Here is a 20,833-nt window from a genome sequence, read left to right as displayed (position 1 = left end):
AGCTGGCCGGAACCGCGGTCCCGCTGCCTACACTCCATACCTAGTTATCCTGAGTGATCTCCACCTTGTGCCCCTTCGCTATCAGGGAGATCTCACTTTACGTAACGGTGTCTCCGTGTTGCAGCTGAGACCGAGTAGTGCTTCTGGTAACCTACGGAGTGGCTGAGTCTTAGACAATGGATCTACACTCCGTTTTGTAAAGTACTGCAATAATGAAGCTGGTAAAATTCAGGAGGAGCTCAGTAAATGAGACAAGGCGAATGGCCTTCGTGGTCGGCTTCATAGCCATCTTCATCGAGTCACTATGTCTGGTCCTGCCCCATTTGCGACCAGCACATAATCAGCACATAGCGCCAAAAACCGCGAGAGCTCGTTCACTCTAAGCTTCCCCAGCGCATGTCCGCATTAGCGGTCATCAAATAACCCGAGATGACAAAGAACATCGTTACGGCATGGTTGCCTTTCCGGAATACGGCGGGCAGGACCGACCACCCCAAAAGCTTCGCGAGCAAGGTATCTCTCAAAGTGTAAGCGATATTGAAGCGCTGTAGCATCACCAGGATGATCGAGACGCCCCGCAGTAGATCAATGCGGGTATTCCCCCGGCCGAAACTTATGCTTTCCCTTCTCCGGCTAGTTCTCTGATTTCTGTCGCCGCTGCGATTGATTCTTACGTAGGCATAATAGGCCCGCTCATTCCTGAGGTAGTTCAGGCGGCTGCTCGAGCTTGAGCCTCACTTACAGCCGGTTGCGGTACGATCTTCATAGCCGTCTCTGAGATAATGATTTGATGCAGCAAATGCTTACGTCACCTGCTGCATATTTCGTGCTGCATAGACGCTCGTTCGGCCGATGCCGAGCTTCCGCGCGACGTCTGACGGCCGCATGCCGCTGGCCAGCAGTTGAACCACTTCACTAGTCGGGACAGTTGGCTTGCGACCTTTATAGACCCCTCGAGCCTTGGCGGCAGCGATGCCCTCGCTCTGGCGCTCCCGGCGCAAGTTCGTTTCGAACTCGGCGAAGACGCCGAGCATGTCGAAGAAGGCCTTGCCTGCGGCGGTGCTGGTGTCGATCGGCTGCTCAGTCGCTCGCAGGCTCACGCCCTTGCGCTTGAGCTGCCGGACGATGTCCTGCAGGTCCCCAATCGAGCGCGCCAGGCGGTCAATCCTCGTGATGACCAAGACGTCGCCCTCGCGCACGAACTCAATCGCCTCGTCGAGCTTGAGGCGGCCCTTGACTGAGGTGCCGGACTGCTGTTCGGAGAAGACCTTCGTGCAGCCAGCTGCCCGGAGGGCCTCGATCTGAAGGTCGACCGACTGCTCGACAGTGGATACCCGCGCATAGCCAACCAACATGCCGCATTCCGTTCGCTTAGGGTCTGGACCTCCAAGCATAACCGTTCGGCAAGCAAGAAAGCGACCCTATTCGAACGGGTTCAGCGTCTTCCGGCATGTGTTCGGCAAGGGACTACCCGGGTCTTTATTGGAACACCTCCGCGTTCAGCTTCAAGATCAGAGGCCTGACGAAGTGATGCTTCGGCAACTCAGATAAAAACGGGCCCGGTCTAGACCGGGCCTACCAGCTCACCGAGCGGAAGTAGCCATATCGAAGAAAGTGGATGGTCTGTTCAATTGCCCGGCGATTTCGCATGATGAAAGTGTGGGTCGCGGGGATGGTCATACTGTCGGCCATGCCAGAGACGGCGGTGCGTGCAACAGAAACCCGACCGTCGTTCGGGCCTGGGATGATCAACCAGCAGAACGGGTCCAGGGAGCGACTTCCAGCAATGACGCCCAGCGGGTAATCGACGGCGCCTAGCAGTTGACACAGTCGCTCGCCCCGTTTTGTGCCAATTTCCAAACCAGCCGGACCAAAGAAGCGCCGATAGGCCGTAGTTCTGGCTAGCAGGTCAGCCAACTCACTGCCTTGATTGGGAGGTGCGAGCATGACAACGCGGCCCAAGGCGGCGGGTCGATATCGGTTGATGAGCGCTCGTGCCACAAGTCCCCCCATCGAGTGGGTCACGAAGTGGGTCCGTCCGGCTGCCCGATCGAGAAACCAAGCGGCATCTCGGTGTACGTCCTCAAGCAGATCTTTGATCGGCTTGTGACGTCCCGCATATCTCAGGTTGAGTGTCTCGTAACCGGCACTCGAAAGTGCGCGCTCCAGTTTAGCGAGCTGCGCGACCGAACCGGCGATGCCGTGCAGGAGGATCCAGCAAGGCTGTGGAATCCTGGCCCTCTAGTCTATCAGCGTGGGCGTTCGACCCCCGCAACGTCGCGATTACCCTGTTAACCGGCATCAAACCCGATCCACCTTGAGAGGATGGTCCTCGAGCACGAGCCTGGTCGCTGCCATGTAGTCGGGTTTGCCGGCCCCCAGCAGTGGCAGCTTGCCCAGCACCCTGACCTCCGCAGGGAGCATGACCTCGGGAGCGCCCAGGCTGCGGGCGCGGGCGACAAAATCATCGCGGACCGCTCCGGTCTTGTCGGTCAGCAGGACGACGCGCTCATCCTTGCGCGGGTCCGGAACGGTCACTGCAACCGACATCGCATCGCGCCACAGGTCGGCGGCGATGTCCTCGATGGCTTCCAGCGAGACCATCTCGCCACCGGGGCGCGCTGTGCGTGTCAGACGACCATGGATACGCAGATGGCCAGCCTGATCCAGCGAGACGATGTCGCCGGTGTCATACCAACCATCCTGGGGCCGCTGCAGCACGCCCGGCTGGTCAGCCTTCAGGTAGCCAAGCATGACGTTGGGACCCTGCACCACCAGACGTCCGGCATCGTCGCGTCCCGGGATGTGTTCCAGGCGCATCTGCATGCCGGGCAGCAGGCGGCCCACCGTGCCGGAGCGGTTGGAGGCCGGCGTGTTGACGGCGACTACCGGCGAGCATTCGGTGACGCCGTAGCCTTCCAGGATGCGCAGGCCGAACTTCTCCATCCACAGCTCGCGTACGGCAGGCGCCACACGAGCGGCCCCGGCAACGACCAGGCGCAGCGAGCGGAAGGCGGATGGCGTCGCGCGACGCGCGTAGCCGTTATAGAAAACGCTGGTCCCGAAGATCGCCGTGGCGTTCCAGTTGTAGGCGATCACCGGAACAGTCGAGTAGTGCAGCGGCGAGGGGTACAGAAAGACCGGGATGCCGTTGATGACTGGCAGCAGGAAGCCGCCCATCAACCCGAAGGCGTGGAACATCGGCAGCGCGTTGAGCACCTTGTCGTCACGTCCGAAGCCGATGCGGCCGGCCACCTGAGCCACATTGGACAGCAGGTTGCGGTGGCTCAGCACCACGCCCTTTGGGGTGCCGGAGGAACCGGAGGTGAAGACCACGACGGCCTGATCGTCCGCCGCGCAAGCGACGCGTGGCGTCGCGGTATGGAACATCGCTCGCAGCAAGCCGCTGATGCGATCCCGACGCGTGACTGTCGCACGGACATCCTCAAGATAGATGACCCGCACGTCCTGATGGAGATCATCAATCACTTGGCTTAGCCTGGCCTTGGCCACGAAGGTGCGCGACGTCACCACCGTGCGGATCCGTGCGGCCTGGATGGCGGCGCGCAGCCCACGCAACCCGGCAGTGGCGTTCATCATCGCCGCAGTACGCCCATACGAGCTGAGGCCGAGCAGGCAGACCGCGGCGGCGTTGGATGTCGGCAGCAGCAGGCCGACGATCTCGCGCTTTTCGGTGCCGAGGCTGATCTTGCCGCCGAGCACGTCGATGCCCGCGAGCAGTTTGCGATACGAGAGGGCGCCAGACACCGGATCCTGCGTGGCCAGTCGGCCCATGCCGTGCCGGCGCGCGGCGCGGGCGACCGCCTCGAACAGGGTGTCGTCGCTCAGCCGATCGAGATAGACGGCCTCCTCCATGGCGTCACGAAGCGCCTCGGTCAGCGCCAGACGCCGAGCACGCCCCACCAGGTCATCGGCCACCTCCAGGGGTCGTGCCGGAAATACTGTTACCCTCACCTTCGGCAGCAGGCTGCGGCGGGTCTGGCTGCGGTCGAGGCGTGAGAAGGGCGTGCGCTCGAGGCCCTGGTGATGGACTGGCACGACGACCGCATGCGCCTTGTCCGCAACGGTCCCTGTTCCGGGCAGGATCTCCATCAGCGAGCCGGTGACCGACAGGCGACCCTCGGGAAAGATGACCATGGCGTTGCCAGCTGAGACCGCGGCGATCATCGTCTTGAGCGACTGCGGGCCGGCTGAGTCGACAGGCAGCCAGGAGACTAGCCTGAGTGCCGGACGCACCCACCAGAGCCGTGCGACCTGCGCGTCGACCACGAACAGTGGCCGGTGCTCGGCGATCGCCATGACCAGTCCGGCATCGAGCCAGCTCAGGTGGTTTGGTGTGATCAAGGCTGCCTCGCCGGGCCGGGGCAGGTGTTCCAGCCCCTTCACCTCGATGCGGAACAGCAGCCGGTAGAGCATCCAGAGTATGTCGCCGACAGGATTAGCCGGCAGTACGAGCAGCATGACGGGCGCCAGCAGCAGGCTGAGCAATCCGGTGATGCCGAGCAGTGTGACCGCTTCCAGACCCTCGGCCTGAGCGACGATCAGGGCGACGCTGGACAATACCATGCCGAGTGCGGACAGCACGTTCATGGCGCCGACAGCACGGGCGCGGCGGCTCGGGGCGGCCCAACTCTGGATAGCAGCCTGGGTCGGCACCGCGATCAGGCCGGCTCCGGCGGCGGCTGCGAACAGCGACAGGCAGAGCTCGGCAAGCGGCGCCGGTTGCGTTGAGACATGCGCCAGGTGCCAGACCTCGAGCAGGGCACCCCCCAGCAGGACACAGCCAATCGAGGCGGTGGCCAGCACGACGCGCCCGCCGGCCAGAGATGCGGCCAGCCCCGAGCCGGCCGCGATGCCGACAGCGAACACGCCGAGGAACAGGCCGTTCAGCGCAGCACTGCCGCCCAGCGCGTCGCGCACGAAGCCTGGCAGCAGCGTCAGCACAGCGGCGCCCGACATCCAGAACCAGGCGTTGGCAAGTGCTGCGCGCCAGGAGCGACGTTCCGCGCGCAGGTCGCGTAGCAGGTGCCAGCTCGAGGCAATCAGGTTGACCCGCACCTGCAAGCCGGGGGCTGCTGGGACGGTGGAGAGGATACCGCGAGCGCTCAGCCATGACAGTGCTGCGGCGGCCAGTATCATGATGGCCGCCAGGCCGGGGCCAGTTTGCAATGACACCAGCATGCTGCCGCCGACCGAGCCGATGAGGATGGCGGCGAAGGTGGCGCCCTCGACAAGAGCATTGGCTCCCGGCAGCCGATAGGCCGCGAGCTGGTCGGGCAGGATGCCGTATTTGACTGGGCCGAATAGCGCCGCGATTACGCCGGCGGCAGCCAGGGCACCAAGCACGACCGGCAGGTGTCCGGTCACGAGGCCCATCGCAGCGACCATTGCGACCAGCATCTCGGCTAGCCGGAGGGCGCGGATTAGCCGCGCCTTGTCCATGCGGTCGGCCAGCTCGCCACCGAGACCTGACAGCACAGCCGCCGGAGCCACGAAAGCAGCGGTGGCGGCTGCAACCATCCAGCTGGAGCCCGCCACGGCGAACAGTGCCAGCGCCGCCAGCGTGTTGCGCAGCAGGTTGTCGCCGAGGGCCGAGAAGAACTGGCTGAGGAAGACCGGGCGGAAGCGGCGGTCAGTGAGCAGCAATTGGCTCATCGACCCGTCTCCTCGGTTTTCTCGTCCTCGAACCGATCCCGCAGGGTCTTGGTCAGCGAGATCGACGAGTGCACCAGGAACAGGGCGGCGATACCCATGTAGCCGCGCTCCCAGATGCCAAGCGGCAGGTAGCAGATGCCAAGCACCGCCATGGTCACCGCGGCAGCAAAGGACAGGTAGGTGAAGGCGTTCCAGGCGGGCGAGTGGCTGTCGCGGCGGGTCATGAGGCTCTCCTTGCTGCGATGTGAACGTTGTTCACGGAGAGCCTTGTAGCTTGCGTGAACAACGTTCACAAGCTAATTCTTCTGCTGAGAGGGAGGCCGTCCATGTCGCTGACCACTAAGGCCCGATATGCTGCCCTGCGAGAGACCATCCTGGACGTGATGGAGCGGCAGATTGGCACCTCAGGCCTGTCTGGCCTGGGTATGCGGAGCATCGCCAAGACGGTCGGATGCTCGCCGGGCATGATCTACAAGATCGGTGTGGATCAGGACGGGCTGATCCTCATGGTCAACGCTCGAACCCTCGATGCTATCGGCGCGCGTCTTAGGAACGCCGTCACCGCTGCTGACAGGCCTCAGGTTGCTATGCGGAACATGGCGCTTGCCTATGTGGACTACGCCCAGGAGCAGACACCCCGATGGGATGCACTGTTCTCGCACCGTATGGCGGACGAGCGTCCAGTTCCGACGTGGTACGCCAGGAAGCGCGACGCAATGTTCCAGGATCTGGCTGCCGTCGTGGCGCGCGCGGTTGAAGACGCCTCAATCCAGCAGAGGGGTGAGTTTTCCCGTATGCTGTTCTCGGCCGTCCATGGTGTTGTCACGCTTGGCCTGCAGCAGAAGATCGGTCGGGTCTCGCCAGCAAAGCTGAGACAGCAGGTTCGCGACCTCGTCGACGTGATGGCTGCCGGACTAAGCCACCTATCACGCCCGGAGGCTACGGCCCCCCAGTCAAGTTGATTATGAGTCTATCCTCCGCCAACAAGACGGACAGATGAACTGTGCTCAGTTTCATCATTACCCTCGGCCTAGAGCTTGTTGTGATTGAGCTCGAAATGGCGGCTGAGGACCCTAAGCGGGCATCACCAGTCAGTCGAACAGGTGGCGGACGGCGAGCTGCTGCTTGACCGTGGGCGCCGAACGCTCCTGCGTCTGGAGCTCGATCCAGGCGGCGACGTGTAGCGGCTGCACGGCCGCGAGCGACGGCACCGTGTGTGCTTCGCACCGGGCCAGGAAGTCGGTTCACCGCCCGGGCATAGGCGCGCCGCGTGTGCGGGTTGCGCAGAGTGGAGGCGAAGAACTCGAGGAAACGGATCCCGGCCAACAAGCCCTCCTGGCCGAGCGCAGGCCAGGAGCTACTCATGACTGCCATCCATGCTGAGCCAGGAAGTCCCGCACGGTGAGGATCTTCGTGCCTTCGTAGACCGTGAGGCCGAGCAGGTCACGCTTGTCGCCCGTCACCAGGAAGTCGGCAGCACCCGCCGCGGCGAGCGCCAGCAGATAGTCGTCGTCCGGGTCCGGCGAGATCGCGACGCGAGGCACGGCATCGACGGTGATGGCGAGCGCGCGCAGATCGTTGACCATGCGGCCTGCTACGGCCGGCGCCAGGCGCTCGCGTATCTTCGGGTAGCGAGTGACGCGCATCAGCTACGTCCAGCTGGTTGGCGGTGGTCAGCAGGTCGAACCGGCCGGCGCGCCAGAGCACGACGAGCTGGGCCGGCAGCGAGGCGGCGGCGAGCAGGGCACTGACCAGGATGTTGGTGTCGATGACCAGCCGCACGCCTCAGCGCGCCGTACGGGCCCTGCGCACCGCTGTCACCGCTTCGTCGGCCAGGGCCTCGATGGCGTCGGGCGGCAGATCGGCGAAGCCGGCACGGGCCTCGGCCATGGTCTGGTCGAGCACGCGCCACTTCACGGCGTCCTCGATGAACCTGGACAGGTCGCCCTTCTTCATGCCGCGCTGGGCGAGGAAGCTGCGCACGGCGATGTCGGTGTCGCGCGACACCGACACGGTCCAGCGGGTGGTGGTGTCGTCAGGCATAGCAACCGGCTCCGGATGGTAAGCACCTAGCAGCTTACCATGATAGGCGCTTAACAGCACTCAGCAGAAAGCGGCGCCAACGTGAACAGGTCGCGCGACCGCCCCCACGCAATGACCCAAGCCATCGCAGTGATCGCTGCCAGTTCCGATCGGGTGAGCGCCCTGATCGTAAGCCGGTTCTGATGACGATCTCGCCTGTCCTGTCGTCTGGTGACTAGACGTTGGACTCCGGAGGACTCAGGATTCCGGCTCACGTTCCAGGGTCCGTCCGCTGCTGTCCCGTTCGCTTCGCTCGCACCAGCGTCTCCTCGACGGGGTCACCGCCGCCATTGTTAGCGGTGAAGCGGAGGTGCGCGACATCCTGGCCGCCGTGACGCCTGGTGGCGGCAAATCGCTGCTGCCGGTGATCGCGGCCGCCCGGCTAGTCGCCGCCGGCCTGGTGGAGCGGGTGTGCTGGGTGGTGCCGCGCGACAGCCTGCGGCTGCAGGCCGAGGAGGCGTTCGCCGATCCGGCCTGGCGCGCGGCCCTGCCGCACGCACTGGCGGTGCGGGCGGCCGACAATGCCCCCGATCCAAGCCGCGGGCTGGCGGGCTACATCACCACCTACCAGGCTGTGGCGGCGGCGCCAGACCTGCACCTCGCCGAGTTCCGGCGCCACCGCACCCTGCTGGTGGTGGACGAGGTTCATCACCTGCCGGCGCTGGCCGAGGTCGATCCCGCGGCTGCGGCCCAGGTCGTAGCGGGTGCCGAAGACGTGGCCAGTGCCTGGTCGCGCGCGCTGCTGCCGCTGTTCGAGTGCGCGGCCGTCCGGCTACTGCTCAGCGGCACCCTGGAGCGGGCCGACGGACGGGGAATCCTATGGCTGCCCTACCGCAAGGGCCGGAAGGCCCGCACCCGCGAAGTCGAGCTCGACGCACCCGGCTGGGCGATTGTGGGCTACTCGCGCAAGCAGGCGCTGGCCGAGCGCGCGGTGCTGCCGGTGACGTTTGGGGCGCTGGACGGCGAAGCGTCCTGGCGCGACGAGACCGGTCTGGAGCTCGGCCCGCACCGACTGGCCGCCCTCTATCCGGACGAGACCACCCGGCCTGCGCTGTTCACGGCGCTGCGCACGGGCTTTGCCGAGGCGCTGCTGCGGGAGGCCTTCGTCGCGATCCGCGATCTCCGTGCGAGGCGGCGCGCGGCGCGCGGGCTGGCACCTGCGGCCTCGGCGCGAGGGTTGGGCAAGCTGCTGGTGGTGGCGCCGGACCAGGCGGCGGCGCGGCGCTACCTTGAGATCCTCCGCAGCTGGATCCCTGCGGCGCAGGCAGGGAAGGTGGCGCAGATCGCGACCGCGGACATGCCGGGCGCGCACGCGACCCTTGCCGGGTTTCGCCTGCGGGCGGAGCCCTCGATCCTGGTCACGGTGGCGATGGCCTACGAAGGGTTGGACGCGCCCGAGGTGGCGGTGGTGGCGGCGCTGACCCACATCCGCTCGCGGCCCTGGCTCGAGCAGATGGTGGCGCGGGCCACGCGGGTGGATCCACAGGGCGGCCGATACGAGGACCAGCGGGCGGTAGTGTTCCACCCCGACGATCCGCTGTTCGCAGAGTTCCGACGGCGGATGGAGACGGAGCAGGGCACACTGGCGAAGCGGCCGAAGCCCGCTCGGTCGCAGAGCGCGCTGCCCTTGTGGCTGCTGGACCAGCTCGAACCCAGGCCGGGCATCGAGCCTCTGTCGTCGAACGCGTTGGCGATGCGCTACGACACGCTGCGACCCGGGCCGGATTTGGCGCTGCACCGCCCCGAGATTGAGGAACCGCAAACCGAGTTGCTGGAGCCGCCATCGGTGATCGAGCGGCGGCTGCGGGCGCGACTGGGGGAGATGGTGGGGGTGCAAGCAGTTGAGGACGGGGCGGGGCGGGCGGGGCTGAAGCACGGCCATGCCGGTCGTGGGCTCTACCACCGCTACAATGCGGCGCTGAAGCGGGTCACGGGCAACAAAAGCCGGGCGCGGATGACGATGGCCGAGCTCGAGGCGGCGATCGGCTGGCTGGAACGCAACCGGCTCGCCGAGCACCTGCACCTGCTGGACGATGACCCGCGCTATGCCTGGACGGCGAAGCAGCAAGGCGAGTGGAAGCCGCCAATCGGACGTGATCCGCGCCGCCGTAAGGCGCCTGCCGTGAGGATCAGCTGATCAAGCAGGCTTCTGACGGTTGACCGGACGCCGCTTGAGTGACCGCTATGCGCCCAAGTCGGTCATTCGACTGGAGAGCAATCGATTCGGAAAGCAGTCATTCGTTCGTCTCGCCAGCCGCGGCGTTGAGAGCGCCCTGCGCCTTGCGGTCGTGACAGTGCCAGCACGCAATTCGGCGGGCCGGCGCTGGTGATCGCGGTGGTTCTGGACTTATTCCACAGCCTGAATGGGTTTGCAGCCTCACGCGTTGCAGTATGCTGTGCAATATGACGGTCTCTCAGTCTGAATTTGCCCGCACCTGGCTGGAGCAGTTTCCGGGCAGCGAGCGCGGCACCGCAGCGCGACTGGCTGACGCGGTAATGTTGGTCAGCCACGACGCTCTGTATCGTGCCTTGCGCACGTTGCTCGACGAAATTCTGGCGACGCGTCCCGACAGTGATATCGATCGTCCGGTCGCACTCTATGCCGAGCGCGAGGTCGAAACGCGCGATGTCGAGGGCGACTATGGGCTTGAGCTAACCAAAGTGCTGCCCATTTTTCCGAGGACCGAGGAAGGGCGAGCAACGGGTGCGGGGGTCCCGCCGATCGTCATCGATCCTAATAATCAGGAAATCGGCAGCGAAGGCGCGATCGCCAACTTCATCACCGGCTATCAGCGGCTGCACCGTAACCTGGTTACGAGCCATCCGGGGCCCGACACGCTGCGCAGCACACGGGCCAGCCATATCGTCATCGTCACCGACTTCATAGGGTCGGGACAGCGCGTATGGGAGATGATCGAAGCCTTCTGGCGCGTGGCGACCGTTCGCAGCTGGGCTTCATACGGACGCATTCGACTGGCGGTCGTTGCCTATTCGGGCACCGAAGCGGGGCTCGATCGGGTCCGTTCGCACCGCAGCCAGCCGAGCGTGCGCGTCCTCAACGCCTGTCCGACCTTGTGGAGCTCTTTCGGGGGTCAGGAACAGAAGGAGGTGACGGCACTCTGTCGGGCCCATCCCAAGAAGCATCAAACGCCGCTAGGGTATGGTCATGGCGGCGCGTTGATCGCGTTTGGGCACGGCATGCCGAACAATGCGCCGCCGATCCTACATAGCCGCAAGGGCGGCTGGCTCCCGCTGTTCGTCAATCGCAGCGCGCTGGCGGCGGACCAGAAGTTTCCGGCTGATAATGCCGACGCGCTTGCCGAACGGGCGCGGAGCATGTTGCGGTTACGCGCTGCCAAGAAGTTTCTCGAGGATCCGCTCAAACGGCGCTGGATCGAGACCATGCTGGTGCTGGCCGCGTTGCTCGATGGTGCAAGCAGCGCCGCCGCGGCTTCGGCCCGCACGCGGCTCCCGATCGCCGATGTCGAGCAAATCCTCGTCTTCACCGAGATCGCCCATTGGACGTCGCCGCGCCGCACGCTCACTGCCTTGGGACGACGCGAGCTGCGCCGCCTGCAAGTGCGCCGCGCACGCACGGTAATGCTTCCCTCGACCGAGCAACCCTATTATTATCCAACCCAGTTGAGGGCCCGGTGAGGGCATTTAGAAATGCGCCGCGCAAGCGGCGTCTGGTCCCTTGGGGACCTGGGGCTTGGGATTCCCTGAGCCCGCGCATCGGAGCAGGACCTTCGCGCTGCGCGAGACAGCAAGTCTCGGCTGGCGGAGTCTTGGACGAGACTTGCTGTCCCACCCACCCCGGTGGGCCGAAGTAGATGGCAGCGCCAAGCCCTCAACGCTATCTGTCCGGGGGTCGGCGGCAAGGCGTCGCCACGGTCACGCTCGATAACGCACTCGCCGCTTTCGCCCGACTTCGCGAGACCGATCCGCGGATCACGCCGGTGCTGACGCTGCGCCATTTTTCGGTAGTGACCGGCCTCCCTTATTTCTTCCTGCGCAGGAGCGTCGCCCGACGCGCGCACATCGGATACCGCTTCGTCTACTTGCGCAAGCGTATCCCCGGCCGATCATCGATGCGGATGATCTCAATTCCGCCGCCGAGTCTGGCAGCCGCCCAGCGCTGGCTGGTCGACAATGTCCTGCGGTACGTCGAGCCCCATCCAGCGAGCTTCGCCTTTCATCCCGACTCGTCGCCGGTTCTCGCGGCCGAGCAGCATCCCGATACGCAGTGGTTGCTCAAGGTCGACATCGAGGACTTCTTCCACTCAGTCAGCGAAAGGCACGTATCGGCGATCTTCGCAAGCCTGGGGTTCCCCAAGTTGTTGGCGTTCGAATTCGCGCGGCTGTGCACGATTGGCCTTGATCGCGGGCCGGGGCGCAATCCAGCGCCGCATCCCAGCCCCATTGCTCTCTACCAAAGCAATTTCGAAGGATTCTTGCCGCAAGGGGCCCCGACCAGCCCGATGGTGGCTAATCTTGCCATGGTCCGGACCGATGAGTTTCTCTCGATGCTCGCTGAGGCCCGTGGTTTTCGTTATTCGCGTTACGCCGACGATCTCGCCTTTTCGTCGGACAAGTCCCGTACCATTGCCGAGATGCGCGGCCTGCAGCGCGAGGTCTGCCGCATCCTCAACGAGGCGGGCTTCCGGCCAAATCACCGGAAAACCGTCATCCGCGGACCCGGCACCCGTCGGGTTGTCCTCGGTTTGCTGGTCAATGGTCCGACGCCGCGCCTGTCGCGCGCTTTCAAGGACAACATCCGGCTTCATCTACACTATTTGACCTCGCCGGATCACGGCCCGGCCAAACATGCGCTCGCCCGCAAGACCGGGACGTCGAGCCTCTACCATCATGTTCGTGGACTGATTGCCTGGGCAACGCAGGTCGAGCCGGCATTCGGCGCGGCAGCGCTGAGGACCTTCCGATCGGCGTCCTGGCCGCTCATCCAACCGCAGGAGGTCGGCGAGGAGGATGATTGGCTCTAGTCTCTTTGAACCAATCTGTTGCTAGACCAGCGTCTCGTCAAGCGGTAATTTAGCGTCATGCCAGATGATGGACAGCAACCCGCCGACGAGGCACCCTACATCCGGCTTCTGAGCATCAAGCGGTTCAGGGGAATCGAAGACTTGACTTGGCTTCCCGCCAAGGGCGTCAATGTCCTGCTCGGCGGCGGCGATGTCGGCAAGACAACGATCCTCGAAGCGATCGCTTTGCTCTTGAACCCGACCAATGCGACGACGTTGTCGGACGCCGATTATTGGCAGCGTCGCCACGAGGAGGGCTTCGAAATCCTCGCCGTCATGGCGCTGCCGCTGACCTGTGGAATCGTCGAGCAGCGCAAGTCGGTTTGGCCGTGGGAATGGTGTGGCGAGGGCGCCAAACTGCCCGATCTTGAGGTGAATAACGGACAGCCGCACGATCCGGTATTCTGCGTGCGGGTCTGCGGCACGCCCAATTTCGATCTCCAGCATGAAATCTGCCAGCCTGACGAGAGTTTCGACCATTTTCCCGTGTCGGTCCGCCGCAATATCGGCGTGGTGCGGTTAAGCGGTGACGATCGCAACGATCGCGACCTACGCCTGCTGCAGGGATCGGCGCTCGATCGCTTGCTGAGCGATCGGACGCTGCGATCGCGTCTTGCCGACAAGTTGGGCGAGACCGACGTCGATGGCGAGCTCAAAGACGAAGCGAAAACGGCGCTGGCCGCCCTCAATAGGAGGTTTGTCGTCCGGTTACTCCCGAGCCAACTCGGTCTTGGCCTAGTCGGTGGTCAGGGGTTTTCGTTGAACGCCCTGATCGGGCTCATGGCGACCAAAGACGGGACGAAACTGCCACTATCCAGCTGGGGCGCGGGGACACGCCGACTGGCGGCGTTTGAGGTCGCGGCCCTTCACCAAGTCGACCATCCGATCATCGTCGTCGACGAGATCGAACGCGGGCTCGAATCTTATCGGCAGCGCATCCTGATGGAAGAGCTGATCGCGAACCCATCCCAGGTGTTCGTGACCACCCATAGCGCACCCGCGGTCAACGCCGCGGTGGGTGCCGCGCTCTGGTATGTCGATACGGGCGGCAAAGTCGGCAGCTTGCCCGCGTCAGTCGCCGCGCAGCAGAAGCGCGACCCCGAAACCTTCCTCGCGCGACTTGCGGTGATAGCCGAGGGCGCGACCGAGGTCGGGTTCGTGACAACCCTGCTGACGCGGTCGATCGGCGAGGATATCCGGCGGTACGGCATCCGCGTGAGTGACGGCGGGAGCAATTCGGAGGCGCTGACGGTCTTGCGCGGTCTAGCGGCGAGCGGGCTGGCGGTGGCCGGGTTTGCCGACAATGAAGGAACTCAGGAGGGTTTATGGCAACAGGTCAAGGAGAAGCTGGGCGATTTCCTGATGCGCTGGCCCAATGGCTGTCTCGAAACCAACATCGTCCCGCACCTCTGCGACGACCAGATCGAAGCCTTCATCACCGACGCCGAGGGAGACGCCGGCGAGCGACTTAGGACGCTCGCGGATCGGCTCGGCATCCAGGACAAATCGCTCGCGGCCATCCTCGCCGCGACCGGCGATATCCGCCAGCTGATCGTCGGAGCGGCCTGCGGCAGCCCGCCTGCCGATGCCGGCTCCCCAAACCACCAGAAGAAGGAATGGAAGAAGCACGGCCAGCGCTGGTTCAAATCGACCGCCGGTGGCGCTGAGCTTGGGGAAAAGGTGTTTGCGCTCGGGCTCTGGCCGAACCTGTCGCCGCAGTTGCTCCCGTTCGTCAATGCCGTACGAACTGCGGTTGGTCTCGCCGCGGCGCAGACGGTCGACTGATGAGTGACGCCACGGTCGCGGAAGCCCTGCGGTCGGCCGCGCCGCTGGTCGTGGTCGAAGCGCCCGGTGGATGCGGCAAGACCTATCAGGGCGCGAGCTACGCCCGTGACGTGGCACCTGGCTTGGGGGAGGGGCGGCTCCTCATCGTCACGCATACCAATGCGGCGTGTGACGTCTTTGCCGACCGGACGCACGGACTCAGCCGGGTCGAGATACGTACGATCGACGGGCTGATCATCGAGATCGCCAGCGCCTATCACCAGGCGCTCGGCCTGCCCGCCGATGTCGGGGCCTGGGCGCGCCGCGATCCGAACGGCTATGCCGTCCTCGCCGATCGCACGGCGCTGCTACTGACTCGATATCCGATGATCGCGTCGTGCGTGGCGCGTCGCTACCCCATCATCATCTGCGACGAGCATCAGGATGCCTGCGCCGACCGGCATGCGGTCGTGATAAGTCTGCACAGTGCAGGGTCGATGCTCCGGGTATTCGCCGATCCTATGCAGATGATCTTCACCGGCACTGCGGCTGAGACGGCTGCAGCCGAGCAACGCTGGGCGGATCTGAAGAACGCGGCCGATCGCTTCGAGGAGCTCGATACCCCGCACCGTTGGGCGAATGCGCAACCGGCGCTTGGGGCCTGGATCCTGGAGGCGCGGGCGGCACTTCGTAACGGGAACCAGATCGATCTGACCGGCGCCTTGCCGGCCGGCTTGACCGTGCACTACGCCGACAATGTCGCCCAGCAAAATATGGGGTTCAGAGTGGCGGGCAGTCTGAGCCAGCCGATCTACGCACGCGCGAACTTCCAATCCATGCTCGTCCTTACCGGACACAATGATCGTGTCACGGCGCTGCGGGCCTTCTTCAACCGTCGCATGCCGATATGGGAGGGGCATGTTCGCGACGGTCTGACCAGCCTGGTCGCCGATACCCGTAACCAGCAGGGAAATGCCGCCGGGCTGGCACAGAGCACCGTTACGTTCATCGGCAGCGTAGCGACGGGCTTCTCACCAACCGCGTTCGGCAACCGGTTCGTGGCAGAGGCGGAACAGGGATGTGCCAAACCCTGTAACGGGAAACCGCAGCATTTGCAGGCAATGGCGCGGCATATCGTCGAGAGGCCGGATCACCGCGGGGTCGCGCGTGCGCTCGACCATCTACGCGGGCTCGTCGCCAACGAACCGGCCTTCTCCAATGTGAGGTTTGATCACGGTCGCGAGTTCGCCGAAGCGATCCAGCTTGGACAATACGACGATCCCGATGACGGTTTTGCCGAGATCGCCCGCCGCCGGACGCATGCGCGACCAAAGATCCCGGCGAAGGCGATCAGCACGATCCACAAGGCAAAGGGCCTGGAGTTCGACAACGTGATGTTATTGCCCTGCGACCGGGCAAATTTCGGGGACACTAAGGCGGCCCGTGCGAAGCTTTACGTTGCGCTCAGCCGCGCGACGACATCACTCCTGCTGATCGTATCGAAGGCCAAGCCGAGCCCAATGTTCAAAACTTAGGTGGCTTACGCGTCCGCTTGGCGATCCTCGATTTCCAAAAGCTGACTAGCCGCGATCGGCCAATCAGGCCTTTCAACCTCTGGTTGGGTGCATAACACCCTCAAGGCATCTAACATCGATCGGGTTCACAATATTCCTTAGACTAAAGCCGGGTCGCGAGCGCCGTTTTCGACCAAGCATCGGCGCACTTCGGGAACCAAATCACGTGAATGTTGTGGCAAGGCTAATGGCAACGATCTTCGTTGGCCATAATCCTTTGGTGTGTCTGCTTTATAATACTGAAGCGCTCCGCCCGAAGGGCCTTCGCGGGGAACCCGGCTGCACGGAGCCGGAGCGCTTGGCGGAGGGGCGGAAGGCCCTTGCAGCGTGCCGAGGGGCTGGCCCCTAAGCTTGGCGGCGCCAAACCATGCCGCGTCGGCGGCAAACAGGCTCGTGCCAGCGATCGAAAAAGCCCGTTCGAAGCCTGGTTTGTTGATCTTGATGCGACGGCCATGGCCAAGGTGACGGTCGCCCTGGCCCAACTCGAGCATGGCAACACCTCAAGCCTTAAGCCTCAAGGGGGTAGGGAAGGGGTGCTGGAGTGCCGGATCGATTTCGGCCCCGGCTACCGCGTCTATCTCGGCCGGGACGGCGAGACGCTGGTGATCCTGCTGACCGGTGGCACAAAGAAGCGCCAGCAGCGGGATATCGACGCGGCGCAGGCGATGTGGACGGAATACCGGCGGCGGAAGCCGACCAAACGCGGGGGCGAATGAGATGGTACTGACATGGGACTTCAACGAGCTGGTGCAACGGCAGGTCGCGGCCGATCCGGCCTACGGCGAGGCGCTGCTGCGTGAAAGCATCGACACCATGCTGTCCGACGACTTGGACACCGGAAAGGCGATCCTGCGCGACTATATCAACGCGACCGTCGGCTTCGAGGCGCTAGGCGCCGAGACCGGAACGCAGCCGAAGAGCCTGATCCGCATGCTCGGCCCGCACGGCAATTTGCAGGCGCGTAACCTCTTCAACGTGCTAGGACACAAGCAGAAGCGCGCGGGCTTTGCCCTGCATGTGGCCGCAGGGTCGCGTGGTTGACGTCACGTATCAAACCAACCCAAATGACATCCCGGATTAGCCGCTGAAAGCAGACGGCCATTGTCGAGCGGCATGCAGGATCGCCAGCACGTCCACATGACCTCCACCCGCGCGGTAGGCGACGATAAAGGGGCTTCGGGTAATCACCAGCTCGCGTGTGCCTGCAACCCGTCCCGGCCTTCCACGGTCTGGAAATTGACTAAGGCCAGAGATGGCGTGCTGGATGCGTTGACCCATCGCCATGGCAGATGCCGGACGCTCCTGCGCAATAAACTCGCGGGCGTCGTCCAGGTCGGCCAGCGCTTGCCTCGTGTAGCGGACGATCACTGCCAGCGCGCGAAGGCGGCGTTGACCTCATCCTCGCTGGCGAACTCGCCAGCCTCAGCCTGGCGTAGCCCTTCCTCAATACGGGCAATCTGCCAGCGATGGACGGCGAGATAGGCGTCGATGGCCTCGTTCACCAAGAAAGAGCGATCGCGGGAGGTGGCCCGTGCCAGCTCGTCCAGCTCGGCGCGCTTGGCGGCTTCAAGCCGAACAGTGATCGCCCCTCTGGGCGCGCCGGTGTGCATTATCATTGCTCCTGTCTTACATTGTATTCTATCGTATGACGCTGTAAGAAGAAAGCCTAGATGCGCCCGGAGGCCGGCGCCGATAGGAAGCGCTACGACAAATGAAGTTTTTCATCAGCTCTCTCATCGCGAACATGGCAGAGATCCGGAAAGCGGCGCGGAGCGCCGTCGCCGCGTGAGGCTGGCATCTACGCCTTCTTGCTGAACGGCAGGATCGTCTACGTTGGAAAGACGGGCGACCTTCGCCGCCGCTTCGAAAATTACCGGCGCGGCGACAAGAACCGATACCGCGTGAAGCAGCTGATTCAGGCGGCCTTGGCGGACGGCATGACAGCTTCTGTCCTGCTTGCCACGCCCGGCGCAAGTGAGTGGAACGGCCTGCCGGTCGATCTGGTGGATGGGCTGGAAGCCGGGCTGATCCGGGCCGTCCGCCCTGAATGGAACCGGGTCGGGCTCGCATGACCGAGCTGATCCTTCCCAGTCGTGCTGATGCTGCGAGCTTCCTTCCGAAAGGGGCAGTCGTGCCGATGATCATCGCCGCACATGGCGAACAAGCTGCCTGGCACTATCTCAACTTTTTTGCCGCCCACATCCGCAATTCAAACACCCGCGCTGCCTATGCTCGCGCCGCGTCGTCCTTTTTCGCTTGGTGCGAAGGACTCGGCCTAGCACTTCCTGGGATTCAGCCGGTGCATGTCGCGGCCTGGGTCGAGACACTAAGCCGGGAAGGGCGCTCCGCCCCAACCGTCAAGCAGCAGCTCGCAGCCGTGCGAATGCTGTTCGATTGGTTGGTAGTCGGCCAAGTGGTGCCGCACAATCCTGCGGCCGCCGTGCGCGGGCCGAAGCACAGCATGGCGACTGGCAAGACGCACATGCCGAGCCGCGAGGAAGCCAAGGCATTGATCGCCGCCATCGAGACGGGCAGCCTTATCGGCCTGCGGGATCGCGCCCTAATCGGGATGCTGCTCTACACCTTCGCCCGCATCGGAGCCGTCACCACCATGCGGGGCGGCGATTATTACCAAGTCGGAAAACGCGGATGGGTGCGGCTGCACGAAAAAGGCGGCAAGGAGCACACGATGCCGGTGCATCACACTCTGGAGGAATGGCTCGATACCTACCAAAAGGCGGCCGGCATTGCGGAAGATCGTAAGGGCTTCCTGTTCCGCACCGGCGAGGGTCGCACCGGCCGGCTGACTGACAAGCCGCTGGCCCAGGCCGACGCCTACCGGATGATCCAGCGCCGCGCCGTTGCGGTGGGCGTGGAAACTCGCCTCGGCTGCCATTCCTGGCGGGCGAGGGGCATCACGGCTTACCTCGAAAATGGCGGCCTGCTCGAACACGCGCAGAAGATGGCTGCGCATAGCTCGGCCCGTACAACCACGCTCTATGACCGACGGGGCGAGGACATTTCTCTCGATGAAGTTGAGCGGATAGCGTTGTGAGTTACCGTCGGAACACCGTAGCGGACGAAGGGCGAATTGAGCGGGATTTGGCGTCGAGCGGTTGGTGCTGGCTTGAACCAGATGAAGCTGTATTTGCCAGGGACATATTGGCATGTCTAGGGCCGTTGCTCCCGACGCAGTCCGGCACGGATCATCATGATCTTGTGCCTTACACAAGGAAAAACGCTCCAACTTTATCGATGTCAGCCCAGACGGGGCTCGATGCACAGCCACGGCATACTGATGCCGCCTTTCTACCAAGGCCTCCGAGATATATTGCCTTGCAATGCCTAAAGGTGGGAGAGGGCTTCTGTCCGACCATTCTATGGCCTATACAGATCAGAAGATTGTCGAGGAAAAGGCCACCAATACTCTTTAATTCGAGGTGGGTCAGCACAGCAGCCGGGCATTCGCCAATGTATTGCTATGTCGCTGAAGATGGCGAGGACGGTCTACGCATTCGGTTTGATCCACTTAGTATGCGCCTACTGCCGAGTTCCTATTGGGAACTGCACGACGTAGAGATTATGTTGGACGAGTATACAAATCGAGTAGAGTGTATTTGGAAAGAAGGCGCTCTGCTTATCATCAATAATTGGACTTGCCTGCACGCACGGGGGGAAGGCGCAGTTGCATCGCCATCACGCGTGCTTCGTCGCTGGGCCGTAGGAGTTATTTGATGGATTGGGCTTTCGAAGCGCTATACAACAAGGCAAAGCTCTACGCCCGAAGGGCTCACGATGAGCCAATGAATTCTGCATTGATGGGCTTTTGGATGAGCCTGTCATTGGAGATTTTGGCGCGGGCGGCACTTGCCCATGTTCACCCGGCCTTGTTGGCCGATCCTCGTGAGCCAGATAATACCCACTATGCCTTCGGCATCATTCCGAAAGGTGTTCCAAAGTCAATTCAGGCCAAGGCCGTCTTTGCACGCTGCTCGGTGTTCATAAAAGACTTCACCGACAAGATGTCCGCTCACTGCCTTATCATGGCAGATCGCCGGAATTCAGAGCTACATTCCGGAGCGGCAGCCTTTGAAAATATTGATAACTCAAGCTGGCTGCCTGCGACTTATGAAGTAGTTGAGGTGCTGCTTCGGCACGTCAGCCGGAATTTCAAGGATTTTTTGACAGCAGATCACGCTAAGTTTGTTGAAAACATTCTTAAGGACCGTCGAGATAATCTTAAGCGGGAGGTTCAAGAAAAAGTAGCTAAGGCAAAGAAATTCTACCTGAATGCCCCAGACGATTGGAAAACGGAAAAAGCCGAAGCGTTCGCAGCTAAGCTCGATCTGTATGTGAAGTCGAGCAAGCTTCGTCGCAAATGGCAGTGTCCGTCTTGTGATATGACCGCGGCAATGGCAGGCGAGGCTATAGGCCGCAGCCCCGCGCGAATTGATCCCGATGAAGTAACGATTACACGGGAAGTGAGAGTTCTTCCCAATTCGTTCCAATGCCCTTATTGCAGACTTTCTCTTAATGGGTTTCAGGAGATGAAAGAGGCCGGATTAGGAGCTGTGTATACGGTCGAGGAAGAGGAAGACCCAATAGAGTTTTTTGGGATTGTTCCGGAAGAGCACGTGGACGTGGACAAAATCGTCGAGAATTATTACAGAGACGAGTATGATAATGAGTAATGCT

At 63.2% G+C, this 20,833-nt stretch carries 19 protein-coding genes and 1 pseudogene; 11 read left to right on the top strand and 9 right to left on the bottom strand.

Going from position 1 to position 20,833, the window contains the following annotated elements:
* Window positions 1-803 precede the first annotated feature (803 nt).
* From FE263_RS20900 to FE263_RS20885, 4 genes are all read right to left on the bottom strand, one after another.
* On the bottom strand, window positions 804-1,355 hold the full coding sequence (locus tag FE263_RS20900; protein ID WP_138327984.1) for a recombinase family protein: 552 nt from the start codon (window positions 1,353-1,355) through the stop codon (window positions 804-806).
* A gap of 220 nt (window positions 1,356-1,575) precedes the next feature.
* Window positions 1,576-2,208 carry an esterase/lipase family protein gene (locus FE263_RS20895; protein WP_276611250.1) on the bottom strand — a complete coding sequence of 211 codons (633 nt, stop codon included), beginning with the start codon at window positions 2,206-2,208 and terminating at the stop codon, window positions 1,576-1,578.
* A gap of 93 nt (window positions 2,209-2,301) precedes the next feature.
* Window positions 2,302-5,676, bottom strand: a complete 3,375-nt coding sequence (locus FE263_RS20890; protein WP_138327982.1) for an MFS transporter — start codon at window positions 5,674-5,676, stop codon at window positions 2,302-2,304.
* Window positions 5,673-5,900, bottom strand: a complete 228-nt coding sequence (locus FE263_RS20885) for a YiaA/YiaB family inner membrane protein (RefSeq protein WP_138327981.1) — start codon at window positions 5,898-5,900, stop codon at window positions 5,673-5,675. Before FE263_RS20885 ends, FE263_RS20890 begins: the two co-directional genes overlap by 4 nt.
* A 102-nt stretch (window positions 5,901-6,002) precedes the next feature.
* Here FE263_RS20885 and FE263_RS20880 point away from each other — a divergent pair, with 102 nt between their 5' ends.
* The gene (locus FE263_RS20880; RefSeq protein ID WP_138327980.1) at window positions 6,003-6,638 is read left to right on the top strand and encodes a TetR/AcrR family transcriptional regulator; all 636 of its coding nucleotides are present in this window, start codon (window positions 6,003-6,005) and stop codon (window positions 6,636-6,638) included.
* Window positions 6,639-7,037: 399 nt separating this feature from the next.
* On the opposite strand, the gene FE263_RS20870 is transcribed toward FE263_RS20880, so the two are convergent.
* From FE263_RS20870 to FE263_RS20865, 3 genes and pseudogenes are all read right to left on the bottom strand, one after another.
* Window positions 7,038-7,322, bottom strand: a complete 285-nt coding sequence (locus tag FE263_RS20870) for a putative toxin-antitoxin system toxin component, PIN family (RefSeq protein ID WP_240760022.1) — start codon at window positions 7,320-7,322, stop codon at window positions 7,038-7,040.
* A gap of 67 nt (window positions 7,323-7,389) precedes the next feature.
* Window positions 7,390-7,458, bottom strand: a pseudogene (locus FE263_RS23010) (putative toxin-antitoxin system toxin component, PIN family); the annotation flags it as partial.
* Between the two features lie 3 nt (window positions 7,459-7,461).
* Window positions 7,462-7,719: a ribbon-helix-helix domain-containing protein gene (locus FE263_RS20865; protein ID WP_138327979.1), complete on the bottom strand. Its 258-nt coding sequence runs from the start codon at window positions 7,717-7,719 to the stop codon at window positions 7,462-7,464.
* A 349-nt stretch (window positions 7,720-8,068) separates the two neighbouring features.
* On the opposite strand from FE263_RS20865, the gene FE263_RS20860 reads away from it, so the two are divergent.
* The 7 genes from FE263_RS20860 to FE263_RS20830 all read left to right on the top strand — a co-directional run bounded on the left by FE263_RS20860 (window position 8,069) and on the right by FE263_RS20830 (window position 17,179).
* Window positions 8,069-9,895 (top strand): DEAD/DEAH box helicase, encoded by a 1,827-nt coding sequence (locus FE263_RS20860; protein ID WP_240760019.1) that lies wholly within the window; start codon window positions 8,069-8,071, stop codon window positions 9,893-9,895.
* 254 nt (window positions 9,896-10,149) lie between these two features.
* Window positions 10,150-11,415, top strand: a complete 1,266-nt coding sequence (locus FE263_RS20855; protein ID WP_138327977.1) for a phosphoribosyltransferase-like protein — start codon at window positions 10,150-10,152, stop codon at window positions 11,413-11,415.
* A gap of 176 nt (window positions 11,416-11,591) precedes the next feature.
* Entirely contained in the window at window positions 11,592-12,761 is a 1,170-nt protein-coding gene (locus FE263_RS20850) for a reverse transcriptase family protein (protein ID WP_138327976.1), read from the top strand.
* A 57-nt stretch (window positions 12,762-12,818) separates the two neighbouring features.
* Window positions 12,819-14,585 (top strand): ATP-dependent nuclease, encoded by a 1,767-nt coding sequence (locus FE263_RS20845; RefSeq protein ID WP_138327975.1) that lies wholly within the window; start codon window positions 12,819-12,821, stop codon window positions 14,583-14,585.
* Window positions 14,585-16,099 (top strand): ATP-dependent helicase, encoded by a 1,515-nt coding sequence (locus tag FE263_RS20840; RefSeq protein WP_138327974.1) that lies wholly within the window; start codon window positions 14,585-14,587, stop codon window positions 16,097-16,099. Before FE263_RS20845 ends, FE263_RS20840 begins: the two co-directional genes overlap by 1 nt.
* A gap of 359 nt (window positions 16,100-16,458) precedes the next feature.
* Window positions 16,459-16,854 carry a type II toxin-antitoxin system RelE/ParE family toxin gene (locus tag FE263_RS20835; RefSeq protein WP_240760018.1) on the top strand — a complete coding sequence of 132 codons (396 nt, stop codon included), beginning with the start codon at window positions 16,459-16,461 and terminating at the stop codon, window positions 16,852-16,854.
* 1 nt (window position 16,855) lies between these two features.
* The gene (locus tag FE263_RS20830; protein WP_138327973.1) at window positions 16,856-17,179 is read left to right on the top strand and encodes a transcriptional regulator; all 324 of its coding nucleotides are present in this window, start codon (window positions 16,856-16,858) and stop codon (window positions 17,177-17,179) included.
* 36 nt (window positions 17,180-17,215) lie between these two features.
* Here the strand turns inward: FE263_RS20830 and FE263_RS20825 are convergent, their stop codons facing one another.
* Together FE263_RS20825 and FE263_RS20820 are read right to left on the bottom strand one after the other, a co-directional pair.
* A complete protein-coding gene (locus tag FE263_RS20825; RefSeq protein ID WP_138327972.1) occupies window positions 17,216-17,506 on the bottom strand; it encodes a type II toxin-antitoxin system RelE/ParE family toxin in 291 nt (96 codons plus the stop codon).
* Window positions 17,503-17,748 carry a CopG family ribbon-helix-helix protein gene (locus FE263_RS20820; RefSeq protein WP_138327971.1) on the bottom strand — a complete coding sequence of 82 codons (246 nt, stop codon included), beginning with the start codon at window positions 17,746-17,748 and terminating at the stop codon, window positions 17,503-17,505. The genes FE263_RS20825 and FE263_RS20820 overlap by 4 nt, the downstream gene beginning before the upstream one ends.
* 198 nt (window positions 17,749-17,946) lie before the next feature.
* Between FE263_RS20820 and FE263_RS20815 the strand changes: the two genes are divergently transcribed.
* The 3 genes from FE263_RS20815 to FE263_RS20800 all read left to right on the top strand — a co-directional run bounded on the left by FE263_RS20815 (window position 17,947) and on the right by FE263_RS20800 (window position 20,829).
* The gene (locus FE263_RS20815; protein ID WP_138327970.1) at window positions 17,947-18,210 is read left to right on the top strand and encodes a GIY-YIG nuclease family protein; all 264 of its coding nucleotides are present in this window, start codon (window positions 17,947-17,949) and stop codon (window positions 18,208-18,210) included.
* Window positions 18,207-19,193 (top strand): tyrosine-type recombinase/integrase, encoded by a 987-nt coding sequence (locus FE263_RS20810; RefSeq protein ID WP_138327969.1) that lies wholly within the window; start codon window positions 18,207-18,209, stop codon window positions 19,191-19,193. Before FE263_RS20815 ends, FE263_RS20810 begins: the two co-directional genes overlap by 4 nt.
* A gap of 679 nt (window positions 19,194-19,872) precedes the next feature.
* Complete coding sequence (locus FE263_RS20800; RefSeq protein WP_138327967.1) at window positions 19,873-20,829, top strand: hypothetical protein; 957 nt, start codon at window positions 19,873-19,875, stop codon at window positions 20,827-20,829.
* Window positions 20,830-20,833: the final 4 nt, after the last annotated feature.

The sequence above is a fragment of the Lichenicoccus roseus genome, assembly GCF_005844085.1.
GTDB classification, from domain to species: domain Bacteria; phylum Pseudomonadota; class Alphaproteobacteria; order Acetobacterales; family Acetobacteraceae; genus Lichenicoccus; species Lichenicoccus roseus.
The sequence above is the reverse complement of the archived record's forward strand: the minus strand, read 5'-3'. Positions and strand labels throughout refer to the sequence as shown.